This window comes from Pseudonocardia kunmingensis (assembly GCF_006716445.1).
GTDB lineage: Bacteria > Actinomycetota > Actinomycetes > Mycobacteriales > Pseudonocardiaceae > Pseudonocardia > Pseudonocardia kunmingensis.
Genome location: NZ_VFPA01000003.1, coordinates 702,127 through 726,468 on the forward strand (window position 1 = coordinate 702,127; position 24,342 = coordinate 726,468).

Below are 24,342 nucleotides of genomic sequence, written 5' to 3' on the forward strand. Positions count from 1 at the left end.
CGGGCCGCGACTGCTCGGAGCGCGGCGCAGGGTTCCCAGGATAGCTGACGGGTCGGCAGGCCGGTCATGCCGGGTCGTTCCCACCGTCGGCGACGGGCGGACCCGCCGGTCGCGACGCCGCACGCCGGCTGCGACGAGGCCGTGCGGCCGGGGCGGGCTCCGGCTGCGGCGGCGCGGCCACCGGCACGGCGGGCCGGCCTGAGTCCCCCGCGCCGGACGGTGCCGCAGCGGACGGCTCGGGCGTGCTCGCGACGGTGACCACGGCGGCGACCGGGGCCTCCCCCGCCGCGGCGGTGGGAGCGCCCGCGGTGCGCGTGACGCGGCCCCGGCGACGTCCGCGGGTGCGGCCGTTCTGCTCGCCGTCGGCCTGCGCCTGCTCCGACACCCCGTTCCCGGTGGCGTCGCCGGCCGCGGCGTCCGCCTCGGCGGAGGCCTTCTCGGCCGCCGCCTTCTCCTCCACTGCGGCCTTCTCAGCTGCGGCCTTCTCAGCTGCGGCCTTCTCAGCTGCGGCCTTCTCAGCTGCGGCCTTCTCCGCCGCCGCCTGCTCCTCCGCGCCCGGCTCGGGACGCGAGTGCGCGGCCGCGACCGAACGCTCGACGACGACCTCCTCGACGGCGTCGGCGGCCACGTCGGCGGGCCCGTCCGCCGGCGAGGTCTCGACCGCCGAAGGACCGGCGGGCCGGCGCGCGCTGCGACGCACGCGTCGCCCGCTCGGGGCCTGCGGCTCGGCAGGGGCCTCCTCGGCGGGCGTCTGCCGGGCCGGGGCCTCCCCTGCGGGGTCGAGCACCGCCGGGGTCACGACGGGTGCGGGCGCACCCACGTCGACCGACGCGTCGACGTCGACCGGCTCGGCGCTGCGGCCGTTGCGGGTCGGGGCGGCGCCGCTCGGCGCGCTCGCCCCGGAGCCGTTGTCGGCGGGGACCGGCTCGGTCCTGCGCACGTCGTGGCCGTTGCGGTCCTCCCCGTCGCGGCGACCGCGCCCACGGGAGCGCCGTCCCTCCCGCTCGGGGCGGTCGTTGCGGTCGGGGCGGTCGTTCCGGGCGGTGGTGTGCCCGGCCCCCACCTCCGGCTCCGCGTTGACGACGACGCCGCGCCCGCGGCAGTGCTCGCACGGTGTGGAGAAGTGCTCCAGCAGCCCGCCGCCCACGCGCTTGCGCGTCATCTGGACCAGGCCCAGCGAGGTGACCTCGGCCACCTGGTGGCGGGTGCGGTCGCGGGCCAGGCACTCGGTGAGCCTGCGCAGCACGAGGTCGCGGTTGGCCTCGAGCACCATGTCGATGAAGTCGATCACGATGATGCCGCCGATGTCGCGCAGCCGCAGCTGGCGCACGATCTCCTCGGCCGCCTCGAGGTTGTTGCGGGTGACGGTCTCCTCGAGGTTGCCGCCGGAGCCGGTGAACTTGCCGGTGTTGACGTCGATGACGGTCATCGCCTCGGTGCGGTCGATCACCAGGGTGCCGCCCGAGGGCAGCCACACCTTGCGGTCGAGCCCCTTGAGCAGCTGGTCGTCGATCCGATACTCGGCGAAGACGTCCTTCGCCCCGACGTGGCGGTGCATGCGATCGGCGAGCTCCGGCGCGACGTGGCCGACGTAGTTGGACAGGGTGTCCCACGCGTCATCGCCCTCGACGACGAGGCGGGAGAAGTCCTCGTTGAACTGGTCGCGCACGACCTTGATGAGCAGGTCCGGCTCCTCGTACAGGAGCGTGGGCGCCTTGGGCTTCTGCGGGCCGGTGACCTCGGCCTTGCCCTTGACGACCTCCCACTGGGCCTGCAGGCGACGCACGTCGCGCTCCAGCGCCTCGTGGCTCACGCCCTCCGAGGCGGTCCGGATGATCACCCCGGCCTCGCTGGGGACGATCTCCTTGAGCATGTCCTTGAGCCGCTTGCGCTCGACGTCGGGCAGCTTGCGGCTGATCCCGGCGGCGCCGCCGCTCGGCACGTAGACGAGGAACCGGCCGGCCAGGCTGATCTGCGTGGTGAGGCGCGCACCCTTGTGCCCGATCGGGTCCTTCGTGACCTGCACGAGCACGCTGTCCCCGCTGGAGAGCGCCTGCTCGATGCGGCGCTGCTTGCCGCCGAGCCCGGCGGCGTCCCAGTCGACCTCGCCTGCGTAGAGCACGGCGTTGCGGCCGCGGCCGATGTCGACGAACGCGGCCTCCATGCTCGGCAGCACGTTCTGGACGCGGCCGAGGTAGATGTTGCCCACCATCGAGCCGCCGTCCCGGCCTGCGACGAAGTGCTCGACGAGGACGTCGTCCTCGAGCACCGCGATCTCGACGCGGTCGCCGCGCTCACGCACGACCATCGAGCGGTCGACCGACTCGCGGCGGGCGAGGAACTCGGCCTCGGACAGGATCGGCACGCGCCGCCTGCCCGCGTCGCGCCCGTCGCGGCGGCGCTGGCGCTTGGCCTCCAGCCGGGTGGAACCGCGGACGCTCTGGACGCCGTCGCCCTCGTCGTCACGCTGCTCGCGCGGGGCGCGGACCTTCGTGACGGTGTTCGGCGGGTCGGCGTCGTCGGTGTCGGCGCCGTCGTCGCCTGCACCCCGGCGGCGGCGCCTGCGGCGGCGGCGCCGCGATCCGCCGGCGTCGCCGTCGGAGCGGTCCGAGTCGTCCCCGGAGTCGTCTCCGGAGTCGTCGGTGCCGGAGTCGGACTCGTCACCGGAGTCGTCCCCGGCCTCGCGGTCCTCCTCGCGGGACGCGGCGTCGCCGGTGCTCTCGCCGCCGTTCTCGCCGACGCGGTCCTCGCCGTCGGCCGTGTCCTCGCCGTTCTCCTCGTCGGAGCCGTCCGCACCGCGGCCGCGGCCGCGGCCCCGGCGGCCACGGCGCCGGCGGCGGCGGGCCGAGGCGTCGTCGTCGTCACCGTCGTCGTCGGCCGCGGACTGAGCCGCAGCGGGCTCCGCGGTATCGGGCGTGTCAGGGGTGTCGGTGACGGGGGCCGCGGCCCGGTCGTCCTCCGCCTGCTCGGCGGACTTCTTGCGCGAGCGCCGCGTGGGCGGCTGGAAGAGCGGCGCAGGCGGCGCGAACACCGGCGCCAGCGGGGCCGCGGGCCCGGGGGCAGGCTCGTCGGCGGCCGGTTCGGGCGCGGTGCTGCCTGCGGCCTCGCTCCCGGCGGGCGCCGGCTCGGACGCCGCCGGTTCGGACGGGGCCGGCTCGGGCGGCGCCGTCAGCGCGGTGGCCACCTGCTCGGCGACCTTCCGCTCGACGCTGGACTGGGCGCTGCGCACCTCGATGCCCAGTGCGGCCAGCGCCGCGAGGACCTCGCGGCTGGTACGTGCGAGCCTCTTGGCGAGCGCGTGCACCCGCATCCTCTCCGGCAGATCGTCCAGGGCGGGTACGGCGGCGGGCCCGCCGGGGCTTCCGGCGGGCGAATCAGTATTCGACATCCAGCTCCTCCGCCCCCGGGCGCCTCTGGTGGAGGCGGCCGCGCAGGGGCACGTGCAGTTCTCTCACCGCGCGGTGCGCGACGAGCAATCCTCGGGTCTCGCTCCGCCCCGTGGGGGCGGCCCTCCTCGGCGTCGTGCCGGGTGCCGACCCGCCTGGCTCAGCCCTGGGTGGTGACCCGGGCAGAGCCGAGTGGATCGGCCACTTCGCCTCGATGGTCGAGCAGTCCCTGAGCCGTCCGCGTCGCCTTCGCGGGCGCCGGCAGCTTGAGGCCTGCGACAACATCGAGTGCACCCAACACGTCGTCGGGTCGAACGGCGGGTGTCGTCTGCCGCACGACCGCGCTCATTATCGCACAGACTCCCGCCCGATCGGGGGGCCCGACTGGGGCACCACCCGTCGGAGCAGGGTCCCCGGAGCCGGGATCCTGCACGTCGGCACGTACGACGGCGGCCCGAACATCGATCTTGCGACGGCCCGACGGTGTGACGCGTTCGACGACGAGGCTCTCCTCGGCGAGCAGGGCCGCCACCGCCGCCCGCAGCGCGGCGGGCTCGACACCGGGCAGCTCCAGCACCCAGCGGCTGGCGTCGATCCGGTCGGCCAGCGCCGGCGGCTCCGCGACGGCGGCGGCGAGCACGTCGAGGCCGTCGGGCAGCGCGGCGTCCAGCGCGGCGACGAGGGCGGCGGGCTCGACCGGGCGCGTCAGGCCCAGCTCGACGTACTCGGCCTCGCTGGCCGTGCCGGTCGGCGCGGCACCGACCCACGACAGCCGCGGGTGCGGACTGAACCCGTGCGAGTGGGCCACCGGCAGGCCGGCGCGGCGCACCGCCCGCTCGAAGCTGCGGGCGACGTCGCGGTGGGACAGGAAGCGCAGCCTGCCCCGCTTCGCGAACCGCAGCCGGATGCGCTGCACGGTGGGCGGAGCGGGGTTGGCGGCCTCCCCGGGCCGGACACGGGCCATGGGGGGAGTCTAGGAGGCGGTCCCGCCCGCCCTCGCCCAGCGCGGGGGCGGCGTCGCCCGGTGGCGCGGAGGCGCCTTGCGGCCCCGGCGTCCCGCGCGGAGCAGCAGGATCACGGCGGCGGCCACGCTCTGCGTGCCGAGCCACGCCCATCCCGCCCCGGCGACGCCGATCATCGGTACGAGCACCACGGTGCCGGTGATCACGCAGACGCTGGTGGCGGCGGGCAGCCCGACGAGCACCGCACCGTTGCGGTGGATGCGCGCGGCCCAGGTCGTCGAGGCGGTGACGACGTGCGGGATCGCCGACAGCGCGAGGAGCACGAGCAGGACCGAGCCGCTCTCGGCGTAGGCGCGCCCGAAGAGCGACAGCAGCGGGTGCGCCGCCACGACGATCACGAGGGCGGCGGGCACGATGAGCGTCAGCGCCTTCCGCTCCATCCCCCGGCGGGCCCGCTCGGCCTTGGTGGGGTCACCGGCGGCGTGCGTGACCATCGACTTGCCCATGCCGATCGCGACCAGGTACAGCCCGAAGCCGATCTGCCAGATGACGCCGTAGGTGGCGGCGCCCTCGGCACCGGCGAGCGCGATGACGACCAGTGGCAGCCCGAAGACGGCCGCCTGCCAGAAGATGTTTCCCGCGTAGTCGGCGCGCACGAAGCCCGCGAGGTCCCGCGCCGTGACCGGTTCGCCCGGCCGTCCCGCTCCCGACGGGAGCGCCCGGGCCAGGAACCCGATGACCACGAGCACGACGAGCACGGTCGCGACCACCCACGACACCGCGATCCCGCCGGGCACGGCGAGGACGGCGGCCAGCACCAGCATGCCGATCTTCAGCAGGGCGAACACGGCGTTCTCGACCAGCACCAGGTCCGCCCGGCGGATCGATGTGAGCGCCGCGTCCTGCAGCACGAAGAGCGTCCAGATCGGCGTGCTCACCGCGAAGAACCCGATCAGCGCCGGGTAGCCGAAACCCTCGACGAGCTCCGGGGCCCAGAACCCGGCGCCGGCCGCGAACCCGAGGCCGAGCACCGTGCCCACGCCGGCCCCGACGGCGAAGCAGCCCATGACGATCGCCTTGGCGCGGCCGCCGGCGACCGGCACGAAGCGCAGCATCGCGTTGCCCATGTTCAGGTGGGCGGCGGAGCCGAGCAAGGTCATCGCCGACAGCGCGGCCGACCCGACCCCGACGACGGCCGGGTCGAACATCCGCGCGGCGAGCACCCAGAACAGGAGCCCGATCACCGACGAGATGCCGGAGCTCAGCACGAGCGCCATCCCGTCGCGGTGCTGGGGAGCGCGCCAGCCGCCGACCACACCACGCGCGAGCGAGCGAGCGCGCTCTGTCACCGGGGCGTCCCCGGGGCGTGACGGCACGGTCGTCACCACTCCCCCCACGAGCCAACCGGTGTATCGCGATGGTCCTATCGCAGCCCGGCGCCACCACGTTAGCCCGTGACCCGACACCCCCTGCGACCAGTGCAACAGCCCTTGCCGACCAGCCGGAAACGCCCGCTCAGCGCCGTGTAGCGTGCTGCGTCGCCACGGCCATTGCATCCCCGATCGGGTGAAACGGACAACCGGTGCAGAGCGGCAGCCGGACTGGCCGCGCAGTGGTTCGTGCACCAGCTGCCGCCGATGGGGGACGTCATGAATGGATTCTTCGACCACGTCATCGTGGGGGGTGGCTCCGCGGGTTCGGCCCTGGCGAACCGGCTGAGCGCCGACCCGGCGCGCACCGTGCTCGTCCTCGAGAGCGGACGCCCGGACTACTCATGGGACGTGCTGGTGCGCATGCCGGCGGGCATCGCGTTCACCCGTGGTCGCAGCTTCTACGACTGGCGCTACCGCAGCGAGCCGGAGCCGCACCTGCGCGGGCGGCGCATGAACCTTCCCGCGGGCCGCATGCTCGGCGGCACCAGCAACCTCTACGGGATGCTCTACCAGCGCGGCAACCCGATGGACTACGACGGCTGGGCCGCCGCGCCGGGCATGCAGGACTGGGACTACGCCCACGTGCTGCCCTACTTCAAGCGCATGGAGGACGCCGAGACCCGCAGCCCGTTCCGGGGGCGCGGGGGCCCGCTCACCGTGCAGCGGTCCCGGCCCAGCAACCCGCTCGAGCAGGCGTTCCTGCTGGCCGCCCAGCAGGCCGGGCACCACGCCACCGATGACGTCAACGGCTTCCGGCAGGAGGGGTTCGGCCCCCTCGACCACAACATCCGCCGCTCCCGGCGCTGGTCGGCCACCCGCGCCTACCTCCGCCCGGCCCTGCGGCGCCCGAACCTCACGGTCCGCACCGGCGTCACGGTCTCGCGGGTCGTGTTCGAGGGCCACCGCGCCGTGGGCGTCGAGTACGTCGACCGGCGCGGGCGCGTGCAGCAGGTGCGCAGCCGCGACACCATCCTGTGCGCAGGTGCGATCAAGAGCCCGCACCTGCTGCAGCTCTCCGGCGTGGGCGACGCCGACCACCTGGAGTCCGTGGGCGTGCCGGTGGTCCACCACCTGCCCGGGGTGGGCGCCAACCTGCAGGACCACCTCGCCGTGCAGATCCAGCACTCCTGCACGAAGCCGGTGTCGCTGCAGCCCACCGCGAACCTGAAGAACGCGCCGTGGATCGGCGCCCAGTGGCTGTTCCTGCGCAGCGGCCCCGGCGCCACCAACCACTGGGACGCGGGTGGGTTCGCGCGCAGCAACGACGGGCTCGCCTTCCCGAACCTGATGTACCAGTTCCTCGCCCTGGCCTCGAAGTCCTACCCGACCTCGCCCACCGGCCCGCACGGCTACCAGGTGCACGTCGGCGTGATGAACTCCGACTCGCGCGGCACCATCCGGGCCACCGCGCGGAACTGGCGCACGCCGCCGGCCATCCAGTTCAACTACCTGTCCACCGAGCAGGACCGCCGCGACTGGATCGACGCCATCCGCGTCACGCGCGAGATCATGAAGCAGCCGGCACTGGCGCGCTACGACGGCGGCGAGGCCGCCCCCGGCGCGGGAGTGCAGACCGACGACCAGATCTGGGACTGGGTGGTCACGAACGCGAAGTCGGCCATGCACTACTCGGGCTCGTGCCGGATGGGCACCGACGACAAGGCCGTGGTCGACCCGCACTCGATGCGCGTGCACGGCCTCGACGGCCTGCGCGTCGTCGACGCCTCCGTGATGCCCCAGGTCACGAACGCGAACACCTACGCCCCCGTGATGGTGATCGCCGAGAAGGCCGCGGACATGATCCTCGAGCGACCGGCGCTCGAACCGGAGCGCGTGGCGTACTTCCAGCGCCGGCCGGCCGAACGTGCGAACGTCCCCGGGGCGGAGGAGATCGGCCCGGAGAAGTCCGCCTGAGCACTCCACACACCGGCTGTCCACTCCACACACAGCGGGCCTTGTGTGGAGTGGGTCGGCCGCACGATCGCAGCTGGCCGGCCCGCTATCGGGTCGTGCCGGCCGGCTCCGGTTCCAGCACCAGGAAGCCGTCGCCCGCGGGGACGAAGCCGGCGCGCCGGTAGAACGGCGCGCTGCCGGCCGTCGGAGCCAGCAGCAGGCGCCGGTAGCGGCGGGTCCGGGCGTGCTCGACCACCGCGGTGAGCAACGCCCCGGGCACGCCGCGGTCGGCGAACGACGCGAGCACGAAGGCGTTGCCGACGTGCCCGATGCGGCCGCCGCGCGCGCCCGGCCGGGGCATGTGCACGATCTCGAGCACGTTGATCGAGCCGATCGCGGTGTAGCCGCTGCGCGGCGAGCCGATCTCGGCCAGCCAGAAGGTGCGGCGGGGCAGCTCGACCCGCCACCACTGCGCGAACGCGGCCTCGAACCCCGGGTCCTCCACGGGGTGGCCGGTGCGCTCCTCCAGCCAGGCGCGGCGCAGCCGGGCCAGCGCGCCGACGTCGCGCTCGTCGGCGACGCGGATGCCGAGCTGCTGACCGGTGGCGCCGCCGTTGCCGGTGCCGTCAGCCACCCGCGCCTGCGTCCCCCCGGGTCGGCGCTGCCCGGTCGCCCCGCGGAGCCGCGCTGAGCGGGTTCACGACCGTCAGCGGCAGCAGGGTGGTGCCGCTCGGGCCGACCTCGATGTCGGTGCCCGTGGCGGGGCAGACGCCGCAGTCGAAGCACGGCGTCCAGCGGCAGTCGTCCTGCTCGCGGGCGGCGAGCGCGTCCTGCCAGTCGTCCCAGAGCCAGTCGCGCTCCAGCCCGGAGTCGAGGTGGTCCCAGGGCAGCACCTCGTCGCGGTCGCGCTCGCGGGTGGTGAACCACTCCAGCGACACGCCCAACGGCTCCAGCTCCGCGGCCGCCGAGTCGACCCAGCGCTGGTAGGAGAAGTGCTCGCTCCAGCCGTCGAACCGGCCGCCCTCGCGCCACACGCGTTCGATCACGCGACCGACCCGCCGGTCGCCGCGGGCCAGCAGCCCTTCGATCAGCGACGGCTGCCCGTCGTGGTAGCGCATGCCGACGTTGCGGCCGAGCTTGCGGTTGCTGTTGACCTTGGCCCGCAGCTTGCGCAGCCGGTCGTCGACGACGTCCGGGTGTGCCTGCGCGGCCCACTGGAACGGCGTGTGCGGCTTGGGCACGAACCCGCCGATCGAGATCGTGCACCGCACGTCGTTGCGGCCCGACGCCTCCCGCCCGGCGCGGATGACGTTGTGCGCCATGTCCGCGATCTGCAGGACGTCGTCGTCCTCCTCGGTGGGCAACCCGCACATGAAGTACAGCTTCACCTGCCGCCAGCCCTGCGCGAACGCCTCCGAGACGGTGCGGATCAGGTCCTCCTCCGACACCATCTTGTTGATGACGCGCCGGATCCGCTCGGACCCGCCCTCGGGGGCGAAGGTGAGCCCCGAGCGGCGGCCGTTGCGGGAGATCTCGTTGGCCAGGTCGATGTTGAACGCGTCGACGCGGGTGCTCGGCAGCGACAGCGAGGTGTTGGTGCCCTCGTAGCGGTCGGCGAGGCCCTTGGTGATCTCGGCGATCTCCGAGTGGTCGGCGCTGGACAGCGACAGCAGCCCGACCTCGTCGAACCCGCTCGCCCGCACCGACGCGTCGACCATCTCGCCGATGCCCCGCAGCGTCCGCTCCCGGACCGGGCGGGTGATCATCCCGGCCTGGCAGAAGCGGCAGCCGCGGGTGCAGCCGCGGAAGATCTCGACGCTGGCGCGTTCGTGGACCGTCTCGGCGAGCGGCACGAGCGGCTGCTTGGGGTAGGGCCACGCGTCCAGGTCGCTCGTGGTGCGCTTGGTGACGGTGCGCGGGGCGCGCGCGTCGACCGGCGTGACCGCGGCGATGGCGCCGTCGGCGCCGTAGCCCACGTCGTAGAGCGAGGGCACGTAGCAGCCGTCGACCCCGGCGAGGCGCAGCAGCAGCTCCCGGCGCCCGCCCGGGCGTCCCTCGGCCTTCCACGCCTTCACGACGTCGGTGATCTCGCCGACGACCTCCTCGCCGTCGCCGATCGCGGCGACGTCGACGAAGTCGGCGATCGGCTCCGGGTTGAACGCCGCGTGCCCGCCCGCGACGACGACCGGGTGGTCGGCGTCCCGGTCGACCGCGTGCAGCGGGATGCCCGCGAGGTCGAGCGCCGTGAGCAGGTTCGTGTAGCCGAGCTCGGTGGAGAAGCTGACGCCGATCAGGTCGAACGCGCCGAGCGGCCGGTGCCCGTCGACGGTGAACGCGGGGACGCCGTGCTCGCGCATCAGCGCCTCGAGGTCCGGCCAGACCGCGTAGCAGCGTTCGGCGAGCGCGTCGGGGCGCTCGTTGAGCAGCTCGTAGAGGATCATGACGCCCTGGTTGGGCAGCCCGACCTCGTACGCGTCCGGGTACATGAGCGCCCACCGCACGGCGGCGGACTCCCACTCACCCACCTGCGCGTTCAGCTCGCCGCCGACGTACTGCACCGGCTTCGAGACGCGTGGGAGCAGCGGCTCGAGCTCCGGGAAAACCGACGGTGCCGTCATGTCGGTCCAGGGTAGCCGCGTCGTCACACGCTCCGTCACACGCCCGGGTGCGAACGGTCCCTGCAGGTCACGCTGTGCCGCGGTGTCAGCCCCATGCCGCCCGGACCGGGAAGCCCGCGGTGGTGATCCGCCGCACCACCGACGCGATGACGACCACGATCGCGACCGCGCCCGCGACGACCACACCGGCCGGGGGGTCGTTGAGCGCCGTGCCTGCGATCGCCCACACCACGGCGGCGGCCAACGGGACGACGGCCGTGCCGGCCAGCACCGCCCACGACACGACCGCGGTGACCGCCAACAGCACGACGATCGCCGCGATGACGGCCAGCGGGCCGGCGCCCGGCAGCCCGATCCAGACGCCGGTGGCGGCGGTGCCGAGCGCCGTGGCGAGGCTGACCCAGCCGGTGTAGAGCGCGACGGTGCCGCGCACCAGCACCCGTTCCAGGACGCCATCGGCCGGGGTGCGGGTGAACCGCCCGTACGCCACGGCGACGCACACCAGCAGGGCGAGGATCAGCAGCTCGGCCAGCGGCAGCCAGCCGGCCCCGAACGCCAGTACCCACGCGGCGTTGAACACCGCCGACGCCGCGAGCCACCACCCGGTACGGCGGTGGACCTGCCGGGCACGCTGCCCGGGCAGCGCCTGGTAGGCGGCGTAGCCGAGGAACCCGGCGTAGATCGGGAGCCACACCGCGAACGTCCAGCCGGCCGCGAGCAGGGGGGTCGCGTACTCGCGCGCGACCGGTCCGACCGCGTCGCCTGCGACCACGGCCACCACGACCTGGACGATCGCGAGCAGCGCCACCGCGATGTTCCGGACCAGGTCGGCCCGGGTGGCGTGCGGGGAGAGGACCGTCATCGCTCCATTGTCAGCCCCGAACCGCGCCGCCAGCCACCCGAGTCCGTCCTGCCGCCCGATCGCGTCACGACGGTGACGTCAGGCGGGGCGGGCGCGGACGTGGGCGCGCTCGCCCTGCTTTCCGAAGAGGATCAGCAGCTCCACCGCGGTGCTCCCGGCCGCGTCGAACCAGTGCGGGAGGTGGGTGTCGAACTCGGCCACCTCGCCGGGGGACAGGACCAGGTCCTGCTCCCCGAGCACCATGCGCAGCCGTCCGTCGAGCACGTAGAGCCACTCGTAGCCCTCGTGGGTCTGCGGATCGGGCTCCACCGGCTCCCGGCGCCCCGGGATGATCATTTTGTACGCCTGCACCCCGCCCGCACGCCGGGTCAGCGGGATGAACGTCCGCCCGTGCAGGTGCACCGGCCGCATGTGCACGCGCGGGTCCCCGGTGGGCGGGGCGCCGACGAGGTCGTCGAGGGGCACCCCGTAGGCGCGGGCGAGCGGCAGCAGCAGCTCCAGGTTCGCGCGCCGCCGGCCGCTCTCCAGCCGCGACAGGGTGCTCTCGGAGATCCCCGTGGTCGCCGACAGGTCGGCGAGGGTGATCCGCCGGTTGCGGCGCAGCGTCCGCAGCCGCGGCCCGACCGCTTCCAGCACACCCGCCAGCTCGTCCATGCCGCCCATGTTGCCGGTTCGGCACGAGAACGTGCACGTGGGCGCCGGTGGCGGCGGTACGTTCTGCGCACGCCGACCCGGAGGGAGTGCCGTGCCGGACGCTCCGCCCCCGCTGCACCCGGCCCTCGCGCGGGCCGTGGCCGAGGGCATCGTCACGCGGGCGCAGGCCGAGGCGATCGCCGCGCTCGAGGACGGACCGGCCACGCCGGGTCGCCGGAGCGTCGTGCCGGAGGTCCTCGGCTACCTCGGCGGCGCGCTGGCCGTCGTGGCGGCGCTCCTGCTCGGCCGGGAGGTGTGGCACGAGCTCGGCCCCGTGGTGCGGGTGCTGCTGCTCGCCGTGGTCACCGCGGCCGTCCTCGCGGCCGGGGGCGTGCTGGGCGGGCGCAGCGGCCCCGCGGGCCGGCTCGGCGGCTTCCTGTGGGCCGTCGCGGTGGTGGCGCTCTCCGGCACGGTCGGCGTCGCGGCGTCCGACCTGTTCGGTGTGCCGTTCGATGTGAGCGCGGTGCTCGCCACGGCGGGCGCGCTGGCGCTCGCGGCCGTCCTGTGGTGGCTCCGGCCCGAGGTGCTGCAGCACGTCGCGGCGTTCGCCGCCGCGGCCGCCACGCTGTTCGCCGTGGTCGGCCTGGTCGACGACCGCTACCGCTCCCTCGGCCCGCTGCTGTGGGTGTTGGGTCTGGCGTGGATCGCGGGGGCGGCGAGCGGGCGGCTCCGGCCCGCGCCCGCCGGCTGGGTGCTGGGAGCGCTGGCCGTGGTCGCCGGGCCGCTCGGGGCGGGGACGGGACGCTCGGCCTGGGCGGTGGTCGGCGTGCTGAGCGCCGCCGCGCTGGTGGTGCTCGGCGTGCGCGGACACCGGCAGTGGCTGCTCGCGATCGGCACGGCCGGGCTGTTCGTCGCGGTGCCGGTGGCCGTCGCCGAGATCTTCGACGCCGAGCTGGGCCCGCTGCTCGGCCTGCTCGTGGTGGGTCTCGTGCTGGTGGCGCTGGCGGTGGTGCTCACCCGCAGGCGGCCGGGAGGCGCGGAGGATCGGCCGGGGTCGAATAATCACTAGACCGGTCTCTATAGTCGAGCCGTGACCACTCGGGGAGAGACGCGCTCACGGACGCTGCGCACGGCCGCGGCACTGTTCCGCGCGCAGGGCTACCACGGCACCGGGCTGAACCAGGTGCTCGCCGCAGGAGGGCTGCCGAAGGGCTCGCTGTACTTCCACTTCCCCGGCGGGAAGGAGCAGCTGGCGGTCGAGTCGGTGCGGCAGGCGGGCGCGGACGTGACCACCGGGATCGAGGCGGCGCTCGCGAGCACGCCGGACCCCGCCGCGGCGCTGGACCGCGTCGTCGAGATGCTCGGCGAACACCTGGCCGCCTCCGGCTTCCGCGAGGGCTGTCCCGTCGCGACGGTCGCGCTCGACGCCGCGGCCGACAACGAGCCGATCCGCACGGCGTGCGCGGAGGTCTACGCCGACTGGGAGGCGCTGGTCGCCGCCCGGTTGGCGGCCGCAGGCGCCGCCGAGCCGGAGGAGCTCGCGACGGTGCTGGTCGCCGCGGTCGAGGGCGGCCTGCTGCTCGCCCGCACCCGCCGCGACCTCGCCCCCCTGCACGCGGTCCGCGCCCGGCTGCGCGCCCTCCTCGACGCGGAACGGAGCATCCGATGACCGTCCACCACCTCAACTGCGGCACGATGCGCCCGGCGGGTGGCCGACTGGCGAGCGGGACCGGGTCCGTCCTCGCGACGGCGGAGATGGTCTGCCACTGCCTGCTGATCGAGACCGGGGCCGGGCTCGTGCTCGTGGACACGGGGCTCGGCACCGGCGACGTGACGGACCCGGACGCGACCCTGACCCGGCAGTTCCGGCTGATGGCCCGCCCGGTGCTCGACCGGGCGGAGACCGCGCGCCACCAGGTCGAGCGGCTCGGCCACGATCCCGCGGACGTGCGCCACGTGGTGCTCACCCACCTCGACCTCGACCACGCGGGCGGGCTGCGCGACTTCCCGGACGCCGAGGTGCACGTGCTGCGCACCGAGCTGGAGGCCGCCCGGACGGCCCGCTCGTCCCGGGAGCGGGAGCGCTACCCGTCGGCGCAGTGGGCGCACGGGCCGCGGTGGCGCCCGCACGACCCGCGGGGCGAGGAGTGGTTCGGCTTCCAGGCCGTGCGCGAGCTGCCCGGCCTGCCGCCGGACGTGCTGCTGGTGCCGCTGACCGGCCACACCGTCGGGCACACCGGCGTCGCCGTCCGGGACGGCGATCGCTGGCTGCTGCACGCGGGCGACGCCTACTTCTTCCACGGGGAGATGCGCCCGGACGGCCCCGCCTGCCCGCCGGGGCTGCGGGTGATGCAGCGCCGGATGGAGGTCGCGCACGGGCTGCGGCTGGCCAACCAGGAGCGGCTCCGCGAGCTCGCGCACACCCGTTCCGACGAGGTCACGGTGTTCTGCGCACACGACGCCGTCGAGCTGCGGGCCGCGCAGCGGCGGCGGCCCGAGGCCGGGATCAGCCGAGTGGCACCGGACGACCCGAGCGCACCGGGCGCGGGCCGCTGAGCGGCGGCACCGCGCCGGGCGCCGCGGTCACAGGTTCGGGAACCAGAGCTTGATCTCCCGGGCGGCGCTCTCGGTGGAGTCGGAGCCGTGGACGAGGTTGAACTGGGTCTCCAGGCCGAAGTCCCCGCGGATGGTGCCCGGCGTGGCCTTCTCGACGGGGTCGGTGCCGCCCGCGAGCTGGCGGAACGCGGCGATCGCGCGCGGGCCCTCCACGACGGCGGCGAGCACCGGTCCGGAGGTGATGAACTCGAGCAGGTCGCCGAAGAAGGGCTTGCCGTCGTGCTCGGCGTAGTGCTGCTCGGCGAGGCCGCGCTCGACGGTGCGCAGCTCGAGCGCGACGAGGCCGAGCCCCTTGCGCTCGATGCGGGAGAGGACCTCGCCGATCAGGCGGCGCTGCACGCCGTCGGGCTTGACGAGGACGAGAGTGCGTTCAGTCACGCGGACGAGGGTATCGGCGGCCGTCCGGCGTGCGGCGTCAGGGATCGCGGACCTGCTGGCTCGGCAGCTCGCCGCGGGCCATCTTGCCCGCGAGATCCCGGCGCAGCAGCAGGAGCCCGCCCCAGACCAGCGCGAACACGACACCCATCACGCCGAGCGCCGGCACGAGCAGCCCGCAGGCGATCATCACGACCTGCAGGCCGAGCGCGAGGTGCAGGCCCCACGGGCGCCGCTGCAACCCGGCGGCCACGACCATCGCGACGGCGAGCGCGGTGATCACGCCGACGCCCAGCGGAGTGGCCCCCTCGCCGAACTTGGCCAGCACCAGCAGGGACAGCGCCACGACGATCGCCTCGAGGGTCAGCGTGGCGGCGAACACGCCGCGCAGGCCCTTCATCGGGTCCGGGGCCGTCATGACGCCGCCTCCGCGGGAGGAAGCACGTCGGCGGTCATGAGGGCTCCTTGCCGAACAGCGCCCGCGCCTCGCCCGCCGTGACCACCGAGCCCGTGATCACGACGCCGACGCCGGACTCGCCGCCTTCCTCGGCGAGCTCCCTGGCCTGCTCGACGGCCTCGGAGAACACCGGCTCCACGCTCACCCGCCCGGAACCGAACACCTCGACGGCGAGCGCGCCCAGCTCGTCGGCGTCCATCGCGCGGGGCGAGGAGCTCGCGGTGACGACGACCTCCTGCAGCACCGGTTCCAGCTCGGTGAGGATGCCGCGCGCGTCCTTGTCGCGCAGCACACCGAGCACCCCGACCAGCCGGGTGAAGCGGAACTCGGTGGTGAGCGCCGCCGCGAGCGCCCGGGCACCCGCGGGGTTGTGGGCGGCGTCGGTGAGCACGGTGGGCACGCCCTGGCCGGCCGCGAGCCGCTCCAGCCGACCTGGGGAGAGGACGCCGGCGAACGCCGCGCGGACGACGTCGGCGTCGAGGGGCTGCTGCGGTCCGGCGCCGACGAGCGCCTCCGCGGCCGCGAGCGCTAGCGCGGCGTTGTTGGCCTGGTGCTCGCCGTGCAGGGGCAGGAAGATGTCGTCGTAGGTGCCGCCGAGGCCCTGCAGCACGAGGCGCTGCCCGCCGACCGCGATCTCCCGCTCGCGCACGCCGAACTCCACGCCCTCCCGCGCCACCTGCGCGTCGACCTCCACGCAGCGCTCCAGCAGCGCGTCGGCCACGGGCTTGTCCTGCGCCGCCAGCACGGCCACGGCCCCGGGCTTGATGATCCCGGCCTTCTCCCGGGCGATGCCGACGACGTCCGTGCCGAGGTACTCCGCGTGGTCGAGCCCGATCGGGGTGACCACCGCGACGGTGCCGTCGACGACGTTGGTGGCGTCCCAGCGCCCGCCCATGCCCACCTCGACGACGGCCGCCTCCACCGGGGCGTCCGCGAAGGCCGCGAAGCCCATGGCGGTGAGCACCTCGAACTTCGAGAGGGGGGTGCCCTCCTTCGCGTCGATCAGGTCGACGAACGGCGCGACGTCGCGGTAGACCTGCACGTAGCGCTCCGGCGTGACCGGCCGGTTGTCGATGTTGATCCGCTCGGTGGCGCGCTGCAGGTGCGGGCTGGTGTAGCGCCCGGTGCGCAGGCCCACCTCGGTGAGCAGGGCGTCGACCATCCGGGCGGTGGAGGTCTTGCCGTTCGTGCCGGTGAGGTGCACGACCGGGTAGCCGCGGTGCGGCTCGCCGAGCACGTCGACGAGCGCGCTGATCCGCTCGAGGGAGGGCTCCATGACGGTCTCGGGCCACCGTCGGTCGAGCTCGGCCTCCACGGCGAGGAACTCGGCATAGCCGGCCGTGGAGGACTGCGCGGGCACCACGTCGGGGGTGTCGCCGCCGCGGATGGCGTCGAGGACGTGCGAGAGCACGGCGTCCTCCGCGGTGGGGACCTCGCCCTCACCTTCGGGGCGCTCGTCGGGCTCTGTCACGTGCCCGAGTCTACGAGCCACGACGCGGGCAAACCGCTCGACCGCCCTGGCTACCGTGGCCCCATGACACCGCCCGTTCCCACCCTGCCGGAGCGGCCCACGATCGACGGCCTCGAGCCGAAGTGGGCTCCCCGATGGGACGAGCGGGGCGTACACCGGTTCGACCGCACGCGGCCGCGCGAGGACGTCTTCGCCATCGACACCCCGCCGCCGACGGTGAGCGGGTCGCTGCACGTCGGGCACGTGTTCTCCTACACCCACACCGACGTCGTCGCGCGCTACCAGCGGATGCGCGGGCGCGCGGTGTTCTACCCGATGGGCTGGGACGACAACGGCCTGCCCACCGAGCGGCGGGTGCAGAACCACTTCGGCGTGCGCTGCGACCCCGCGCTGCCCTACGACCCCACGTTCGAGCCCGCCGAGAAGCCGGGCGACCGCCAGGTGCCGGTGTCGCGGCGCAACTTCATCGCGCTCTGCGAGCGCCTCACCGCGACCGACGAGGTCGCGTTCGAGGAGCTCTGGCGCCGCCTCGGGCTGTCGGTCGACTGGTCGATGACCTACCGGACGATCGGCACGCGCGCCCGGGTGGCGGCGCAGCGGGCGTTCCTGCGGGGGCTCGCGCGCGGCGAGGCCTACCTGGCCGAGGCGCCGACGCTGTGGGACGTCACCTTCCGCACCGCCGTGGCCCAGGCGGAGCTGGAGGACCGGGAGCGCCCGGCCGCGTTCCACCGGCTGCTGTTCACCCGCGCCGACGGCACCGACCTCGAGATCGCCACCACCCGCCCGGAGCTGCTGCCGGCCTGCGTCGCGCTGGTCGCCCACCCCGACGACGCGCGCTACCGCGACCTGATCGGCACGCACGCGCGCACGCCGGTCTTCGGGGCGGAGGTGCCGGTGCTCGCCCACCGCGCCGCCGACCCGGAGAAGGGCACCGGCATCGCCATGGTCTGCACGTTCGGCGACACCACCGACGTGCTGTGGTGGCGTGAGCTGGCGCTGCCCACCCGCGCGGTCGTCGGCCGCGACGGCCGGTTCGCCCCGGAGGCCCCCGCGGGCGTCGACGGCGCGGCGTACGCGGAGCTGGCCGGGGCCACCGTGCACACCGCACGGGAGCGTGTGGTCGCGCTGCTGCGCACGCAGGGCCGGCTGGTCGGCGAGCCGGAGCGGATCACGCACGCGGTGAAGTTCTACGAGAAGGGCGACAAGCCCCTCGAGATCGTCACCACCCGGCAGTGGTACCTGCGCAACGGCGGCCGCGACGCCGGCCTGCGGGAGGCACTGCTGGCGCGCGGGCGCGAGCTGGGCTGGCACCCGGCGCACATGCGCGCCCGCTACGAGAACTGGGTCGAGGGGCTGAACGGCGACTGGCTGGTGAGCCGCCAGCGGTTCTTCGGCGTGCCGTTCCCCGTCTGGTACCCCCTCGACGAGCGCGGCGAGCCCGTCCACGACCACCCGATCGTCCCGGACGAGGCGGCGCTGCCGGTCGACCCGGGCACCGACGCCCCGCCCGGGTACACCGCCGACCGGCGCGGGGTGCCGGGCGGCTTCGCGGGCGACCCCGACGTGATGGACACCTGGGCCACCTCGTCGCTCACCCCGCAGATCGCGGGTGGCTGGTGCGCCGACGACGACCTGTTCGACCGGGTCTTCCCGTTCGCGCTGCGCCCGCAGGCGCACGACATCATCCGCACCTGGCTGTTCTCGACCGTCGTCCGCTCCCACCTGGAGCACGGCGAGCTGCCGTGGCGCCAGGTCACGCTGTCGGGCTGGATCCTCGACCCGGACCGCAAGAAGATGTCGAAGTCGAAGGGCAACGTCGTCACGCCGATGGCGCTGCTGGAGCAGTACGGCTCCGACGCCGTCCGGTACTGGGCGGCGAGCGCCCGGCCCGGCACCGACACCGCGTTCGACCCCGGCCAGATGAAGATCGGCCGCAGGCTCGCCATCAAGATCCTCAACGCGAGCCGGTTCGCGCTCTCGACGGGAGCCGTGGTCGGCCCGGTCACCGCGCCGCTGGACCGCGCCCTGCTCGCCGAGCTGGCCGGCACCGTCGAGGCCGCCACCGCGGCGCTGGACGAGCTCGACCACGCCCGCGCGCTGGAGGTCACCGAGCGCTTCTTCTGGCACTTCTGCGACGACCACCTGGAGCTGGTCAAGGCCCGGGCCTACGGCGAGCACGGGTCCGAGGCCGCGGCATCGGCGCGGGCCGGCCTGACCACGGCCCTGTCGGTGCTCCTGCGCCTGTTCGCGCCGATCCTGCCGTTCGTCACCGAGGAGGTGTGGTCCTGGTGGCAGGAGGGCTCGGTGCACCTGGCCCCCTGGCCCGACGCCGAGGACCTGCGTCGCGACGCAGGCGACGCGGAGGTCCTCTCCGCCGCCACCGAGGTGCTCACCGCCGTGCGGCGGGCGAAGTCCGAGGCCAAGGTCTCGATGCGCACGGACGTCCGGCGCGCGGTCGTGACGGCCGACCCCGTCGTCCTGGCCCGGCTCACCCTCGCCGAGGCCGACCTCCGCGCGGCCGGCCACATCCAGGAGCTGACACTCCGGGAACGCCGCCGCACCCCGCTGGAGGTCCAGGTCACCCTCTGAGCAGCGACGGCCCGCGGCCACCGGCGCACCCGCCCACGCCCCCCGTCTGCGCCCCACGCCCCCCGTCGACGGGGGGGGCGCGCGACGAATCAGGGGGCGCGCCGCGACACGGGGGCGTGAGCACGCCCGATCGGGGACCCGTGGTGGCGCCCCGTGCGGCGGGTTGGCGTGGCCGCGCCGTTCCCGGCTCGAGACCACTGCCCCACCCCCGTTCCAGGCATCACTCGCAGCCACCCCGGCGCCCTACCCACCCCCGGGTGGCGAGAGTGGCCGGGTGGGCACAACCACCGAGTGACGTGGTCGCCCTGACGGCCGTCCCCGACATGGCCCCGGCCGGTCCACGACGAGCCCGTCCCCGCCGGGTGCGGCTCATCCGGCTGTGGTGCCGTTCCCGAATCCCTTCGACACGGTCCTGCCCAGCACCAGCAGATCATTTCCGGGCGGCCACGACTCATGATCAGCAAGTCGGCGCGTTCCCGTGTTGAAAACGCCCGATAACGCGCCGACACCTCGATCATGACCGGCACACGGGGCACAGAGGCAGCGGTCTCGAGCCGGGAACGGCCCGCCCACAGGAGATCCCACGACGACATCGACACCATGGGTCTGAACACGCGGCCGAAGACCCATGACGTCGACCGGGTCGTGCACAGGCGCGTTCCACGGAACGCGACCGGCCATGATCAGCAGAGGTGGTGGGAGCGCGACGGATCTGTCGCCCCCACACCACTCCTGGCGATCACCCCGCCCAGACGCGGAGCACGGTCGCCCGCCGCGCTCCGGCCCGCCGCACAGACCTGCGTCCGTCCGCACACATGCCCGGACATGTGTGCGGGGGCCGGGGAGTGTGTGCCTCAGGCGCTCGGCAGGGCCGCCAGCCGCCCGTTCACGCGCTCGATCTCGGCCACCGCGGCCTCGCGGCGGGTGCGGATGCCCTCGACGACATCGGCCGGGGCCTTCTCCAGGAACTTCGGGTTGCCCAGCTTCTTGTCGGCCTGGTCGAGCTCCTTCTGCGCCGCGGCCATGTCGCGGCCCAGGCGGGCGCGCTCGGCCGCCACGTCGATGGCGCCCGAGGTGTCGATCTCGACGTGGACCTTCCCGCCCGCGAGCAGGACGTCCAGCGTGGCGGTGGGCGCGAAGCCCTCGCCCGCGTCGTCGAGGCGGGCCAGCGCGCGCAGGGCGGCGGCCGCCCCGCCCGGGCCCTGCGCGCCGAGGCCCGCGGCGTCCAGGCCCTCGACCCGGGCGGCGACGCGGCGGCTGTCGGGCAGCCCCTGCTCGGTGCGGAACCGGCGGACCTCGGTGATCAGCTTCTGCACGTCGGCCAGCCGGCCGCTCGCGCCCGCGTCGACCGGCGCACCGGCCCCCATCGGCCACGGCGCGACGACCACCGTCTCCCGGCCGGTGAGCGCCGTCCAGAGCACCTCGGTGACGAACGGGCTGATCGGGTGCAGCAGCCGCAGCAGTGCGTCGAGGACGTGCCCGAGCACGGCTCGGGTGCCGGCTGCGGTGGCCTCGTCGCGCAGCTGCACCTTGGCCAGCTCGAGGTACCAGTCGCACAGCTCGTCCCACGTGAAGTGGTAGAGCCCCTCGGTGGCCTTGGCGAACTGGAAGTCCTCGAGCAGCGCGTCGGTCTGCTCGCTCACCTCGGCGAGGCGGCCGAGGACCCAGCGGTCGGCGTCGGTGCGGTCGGCCTCGGCGGGCAGGTCCAGGTCCGGGGACGCGCCGTTGGCCAGCGCGAGCCGGGTGGCGTTCCACAGCTTGGTGCCGAAGTTGCGGGAGCCGGCGACCCACTCCTCCGACAGCGCCATGTCCGCGCCCGGGTTGGCGCCGCGGGCGATCGTGAACCGCAGGGCGTCGGCGCCGTAGCTCTCGATGAGCTCCAGCGGGTCGATCGTGTTGCCCTTGGACTTCGACATCTTCTTGCCGAACTGGTCGCGGATCAGCCCGTGCAGGAACACGTGCTCGAACGGCGGCTTGCCGTCCATCGCGTAGAGGCCGAACAGCATCATCCGCACGACCCAGAAGAACAGGATGTCGTAGCCGGTGACCAGCACGGACGTCGGGTAGTAGCGCCGCAGGTCGGCGGTGTCGCCCGGCCAGCCCAGCGTGGAGATCGGCCACAGGCCGGAGGAGAACCAGGTGTCGAGGACGTCCTCGTCCTGGCGCCAGCCCTCCCCCGACGGCGGCTGGTCGTCCGGCCCGACGCACACGACCTCGCCGTCGGGCCCGTACCAGACGGGGATGCGGTGGCCCCACCACAGCTGCCGGCTGATCGTCCAGTCGTGCATGTTGTCGACCCAGTCGAAGAAGCGCTTCTCCAGCTCCTTCGGGTGGATCGTGGTGCGGCCGTCGCGCACCGCGTCGCCCGCGGCCTTCGCCAGCGGCCCGACCTTGACGAACCACTGCAGCGACAGGCGCGGCTCCACCACGGTGTCGCAGCGCGAGCAGTGGCCGACCGAGTGGACGTACGGGCGCTTCTCGGCGACGATCCGGCCCTGCGCGCGCAGCTCCTCGCGCACGGCCTCGCGGGCGGCGAACCGGTCCATCCCGTCGAACCGGGTGCCGGACCCGGCGATCACCGCGCCCTCGTCCATGATCGAGGGCATCGGCAGGTCGTGGCGGCGGCCGATCTCGAAGTCGTTGGGGTCGTGCGCGGGTGTCACCTTGACCGCGCCGGTGCCGAACGCCGGGTCGACGTGCTCGTCGGCGACCACCCGGATCTTCCGGCCGACGATCGGCAGCTCGATCTCGCGGCCGACCAGGTGGGCGTAGCGCTCGTCGTCGGGGTGCACGGCCACGCCGGTGTCGCCGAGCATCGTCTCGACGCGGGTGGTGGCCACGACCACCGAGTCGTCCCCGTCCCCGTAGCGGATGGAGACGAGCTCGCCCTCGTCCTCATGGTGGTCGACCTCGATGTCCGAGAGCGCCGTGCGGCACCGCGGGCACCAGTTGATGATCCGCTCGGCCCGGTAGACCAGCTCGTCGTCGTAGAGCCGCTTGAAGATCGTCTGGACGGCCGTGGACAGGCCCTCGTCCAGGGTGAACCGCTCGCGGGTCCAGTCGACGCCGTCGCCGAGGCGGCGCATCTGGCCCAGGATCGCCCCGCCGGACTCGGCCTTCCACTTCCAGACCTCGTCGACGAACGCCTCGCGGCCCAGGTCGTGACGGCTGCGCCCCTCGGCGGCGAGCCGGCGCTCCACCACGTTCTGGGTGGCGATGCCGGCGTGGTCCATGCCCGGCAGCCACAGCGCGTCGTAGCCCTGCATCCGGCGGCGCCGGGTGAGGATGTCGATCAGCGTGTGGTCCATGGCGTGGCCCAGGTGCAGGCTGCCGGTGACGTTCGGCGGCGGGATCACGATGCAGAACGGCGGGCGGTTCGACTCCGCGTCGGCCTCGAAGTAGCCGCCCTGGACCCACCGCTCGTAGAGCACGCCCTCTACCTCGCCCGGGTTCCACTGGGCGGGCAGGTCGGCGGTGCGCGGTGGGAGGGTGTCGGTCACCCGGGAAAGTCTACGAGCGGCGGGGCGGGCGCCTCTGCCGGGTGTTCGGCGCGAGCCCGGCGGAACACGGCCGTTCGGGCTAGCGTCCTGCAGATGTCGGTCATGCGGACGATCCCCGTCGAGCACATCCTGAAACGCGGCGAGGACGCGAACCTCCGACGGACGCTGCGCGGGCGCGACCTCGTCGGGTTCGGCGTCGGGATCATCATCGGGACCGGCATCTTCACCCTCGCGGGGGTGGAGGCCAAGGAGCACGCCGGGCCCGCGGTGACCCTGTCGTTCGTGATCGGCGCCGTCGTCGCCGCCCTGGCCGCCCTCTGCTACGCCGAGCTCGCGTCCTCGGTCCCGACGGCCGGCTCGGCCTACACCTACGCCTTCGCCACCCTCGGCGAGATCTTCGCGTGGATCATCGGATGGGACCTGCTGCTGGAGTTCGGCCTCGGGCTCGCCGTGGTCTCCCGCAGCTGGTCGGGCTACCTGGCCAACCTCCTGGGGCTGCCGCAGGAGCTGTTCGGCGAGGACGCGACGATCAACATAGGGGCAGTTCTGATCATCGGTCTGCTCACCGTGGTCGCGGTGGTCGGGATCCGGGAGTCCTCGCGGCTGACCAACGTGCTCGTCGCCGTCAAGCTCGCGGTCTGCGTGCTGATCATCGCGGTCGGGCTGTTCTTCATCGACGTCGCGAACCTCGTGCCGTTCGTGCCGCCGTCCGTCCCGGCCGCCGAGGACGCGTCGGTGCTCAACCAGCCGGTCGTGGAGGGCGTGCTCGGCATGCCGGCCACGCTCTTCGGCGTCGGCGGGATGCTCACCGCGGCCGCCATCGTGTTCTTCGCCTACACGGGCTTCGAAGCGCTGGCGAACCTCGGCGAGGAGACGAAGAACCCGCGCCGCGACCTGCCGATCGGGCTGCTCGGCGCGCTGGCCGTGTGCGCGCTGCTCTACATCGCGGTGTCCTTCGTGCTGACGGCGATGGTGCCCTACGACCAGATCGACACGGGCGCCCCGCTGGCCGCGGCGTTCCAGAGCGTGGGCCTGCCCTGGGTCGCCGCCCTGATCTCGCTCGGCGCCGTCACCGGGCTCACGTCGGTGATGATGGTCGAGCTCGTGACCATCGGGCGGATCGGCTTCGCCATGGGCCGCGACGGCCTGCTGCCGACGCCGATCGGCACCGTCCACCCGCGCTTCGGCACCCCGCACCGCATGACGATCATCGGCGCCGTCGTCGTCGCCCTGATCGCGGCGACCACGCCGATCTCCGAGCTGGCCGACATGGTCTCGATCGGCGCGCTGAGCGCCATGATCATCGTGGCGATCGCGGTGCCGGTGCTGCGCCGCACGCGCCCCGACCTCGAACGGCCGTTCCGGGTGCCGTTCTCACCCGTCGTGCCGATCCTCGCCGCGGTGGCGTGCTTCTACCTGATGCTGAACCTCGAGCTGATCAGCTGGCTCCGGTTCGCCGTCTGGCTGGCGATCGGCCTGCTGATCTACCTGTTCTACGGCCGGCGGCACTCGCACCTGGCCCGCCGCCCCGGCTGAGGGCCGCCCGG

Annotated in this window: 17 protein-coding genes; 6 read left to right on the forward strand and 11 right to left on the reverse strand. The window is 74.2% G+C overall.

The features are described 5' to 3' along the window. Positions 1–64: 64 nt before the first annotated feature. The 3 genes from FB558_RS26230 to FB558_RS26240 all read right to left on the reverse strand — a co-directional run bounded on the left by FB558_RS26230 (position 65) and on the right by FB558_RS26240 (position 5,697). Positions 65–3,388: a translation initiation factor IF-2 N-terminal domain-containing protein gene (locus tag FB558_RS26230; protein WP_142057814.1), complete on the reverse strand. Its 3,324-nt coding sequence runs from the start codon at positions 3,386–3,388 to the stop codon at positions 65–67. Between the two features lie 158 nt (positions 3,389–3,546). Further along, positions 3,547–4,350 carry a TIGR03936 family radical SAM-associated protein gene (locus FB558_RS26235; protein WP_211366853.1) on the reverse strand — a complete coding sequence of 268 codons (804 nt, stop codon included), beginning with the start codon at positions 4,348–4,350 and terminating at the stop codon, positions 3,547–3,549. Between the two features lie 9 nt (positions 4,351–4,359). Further along, positions 4,360–5,697 carry a lipopolysaccharide biosynthesis protein gene (locus FB558_RS26240; protein WP_142057816.1) on the reverse strand — a complete coding sequence of 446 codons (1,338 nt, stop codon included), beginning with the start codon at positions 5,695–5,697 and terminating at the stop codon, positions 4,360–4,362. Positions 5,698–5,997: 300 nt separating this feature from the next. On the opposite strand from FB558_RS26240, the gene FB558_RS26245 reads away from it, so the two are divergent. Next, entirely contained in the window at positions 5,998–7,695 is a 1,698-nt protein-coding gene (locus FB558_RS26245) for a choline dehydrogenase (RefSeq protein WP_142057818.1), read from the forward strand. A gap of 85 nt (positions 7,696–7,780) precedes the next feature. Here FB558_RS26245 and FB558_RS26250 read toward each other — a convergent pair whose 3' ends face one another. From FB558_RS26250 to FB558_RS26265, 4 genes are all read right to left on the reverse strand, one after another. Continuing rightward, a complete protein-coding gene (locus FB558_RS26250; protein ID WP_142057820.1) occupies positions 7,781–8,308 on the reverse strand; it encodes a GNAT family N-acetyltransferase in 528 nt (175 codons plus the stop codon). Next, entirely contained in the window at positions 8,301–10,292 is a 1,992-nt protein-coding gene (locus tag FB558_RS26255) for a TIGR03960 family B12-binding radical SAM protein (RefSeq protein WP_142057822.1), read from the reverse strand. Before FB558_RS26255 ends, FB558_RS26250 begins: the two co-directional genes overlap by 8 nt. An 85-nt stretch (positions 10,293–10,377) precedes the next feature. Next, positions 10,378–11,154, reverse strand: a complete 777-nt coding sequence (locus tag FB558_RS26260) for a tryptophan-rich sensory protein (protein WP_142057824.1) — start codon at positions 11,152–11,154, stop codon at positions 10,378–10,380. Positions 11,155–11,232: 78 nt separating this feature from the next. Next, positions 11,233–11,808 (reverse strand): helix-turn-helix domain-containing protein, encoded by a 576-nt coding sequence (locus FB558_RS26265; protein ID WP_142057826.1) that lies wholly within the window; start codon positions 11,806–11,808, stop codon positions 11,233–11,235. A 91-nt stretch (positions 11,809–11,899) separates the two neighbouring features. Between FB558_RS26265 and FB558_RS26270 the strand changes: the two genes are divergently transcribed. From FB558_RS26270 to FB558_RS26280, 3 genes are read left to right on the forward strand one after another with little or no spacing between them, the layout of a single operon-like run. After that, positions 11,900–12,856, forward strand: coding sequence for a DUF2157 domain-containing protein (locus tag FB558_RS26270; RefSeq protein ID WP_170231528.1), 957 nt, complete (start codon positions 11,900–11,902; stop codon positions 12,854–12,856). A 21-nt stretch (positions 12,857–12,877) separates the two neighbouring features. After that, entirely contained in the window at positions 12,878–13,456 is a 579-nt protein-coding gene (locus FB558_RS26275) for a TetR/AcrR family transcriptional regulator (RefSeq protein ID WP_142057830.1), read from the forward strand. Further along, a complete protein-coding gene (locus FB558_RS26280; protein ID WP_142057832.1) occupies positions 13,453–14,343 on the forward strand; it encodes an MBL fold metallo-hydrolase in 891 nt (296 codons plus the stop codon). Before FB558_RS26275 ends, FB558_RS26280 begins: the two co-directional genes overlap by 4 nt. Positions 14,344–14,370: 27 nt before the next feature. Here the strand turns inward: FB558_RS26280 and ndk are convergent, their stop codons facing one another. Genes ndk through FB558_RS26295 form a run of 3 tightly spaced genes read right to left on the reverse strand, consistent with a single transcriptional unit; the run spans position 14,371 to position 16,706 of the window. Beyond that, a complete protein-coding gene (gene ndk, locus FB558_RS26285; protein WP_142057834.1) occupies positions 14,371–14,781 on the reverse strand; it encodes a nucleoside-diphosphate kinase in 411 nt (136 codons plus the stop codon). A gap of 37 nt (positions 14,782–14,818) precedes the next feature. After that, on the reverse strand, positions 14,819–15,196 hold the full coding sequence (locus FB558_RS26290; RefSeq protein WP_142057836.1) for a DUF4233 domain-containing protein: 378 nt from the start codon (positions 15,194–15,196) through the stop codon (positions 14,819–14,821). Positions 15,197–15,230: 34 nt separating this feature from the next. Continuing rightward, on the reverse strand, positions 15,231–16,706 hold the full coding sequence (locus tag FB558_RS26295) for a bifunctional folylpolyglutamate synthase/dihydrofolate synthase (protein WP_425468076.1): 1,476 nt from the start codon (positions 16,704–16,706) through the stop codon (positions 15,231–15,233). A gap of 63 nt (positions 16,707–16,769) precedes the next feature. Between FB558_RS26295 and valS the strand changes: the two genes are divergently transcribed. After that, positions 16,770–19,295: a valine--tRNA ligase gene (valS, locus tag FB558_RS26300; protein WP_142057839.1), complete on the forward strand. Its 2,526-nt coding sequence runs from the start codon at positions 16,770–16,772 to the stop codon at positions 19,293–19,295. 854 nt (positions 19,296–20,149) lie between these two features. On the opposite strand, the gene FB558_RS26305 is transcribed toward valS, so the two are convergent. Next, positions 20,150–22,795, reverse strand: a complete 2,646-nt coding sequence (locus FB558_RS26305) for a valine--tRNA ligase (protein ID WP_142057841.1) — start codon at positions 22,793–22,795, stop codon at positions 20,150–20,152. A gap of 93 nt (positions 22,796–22,888) precedes the next feature. Here FB558_RS26305 and FB558_RS26310 point away from each other — a divergent pair, with 93 nt between their 5' ends. Next, positions 22,889–24,331, forward strand: coding sequence for an amino acid permease (locus tag FB558_RS26310; protein WP_142057843.1), 1,443 nt, complete (start codon positions 22,889–22,891; stop codon positions 24,329–24,331). Positions 24,332–24,342 lie beyond the last annotated feature (11 nt).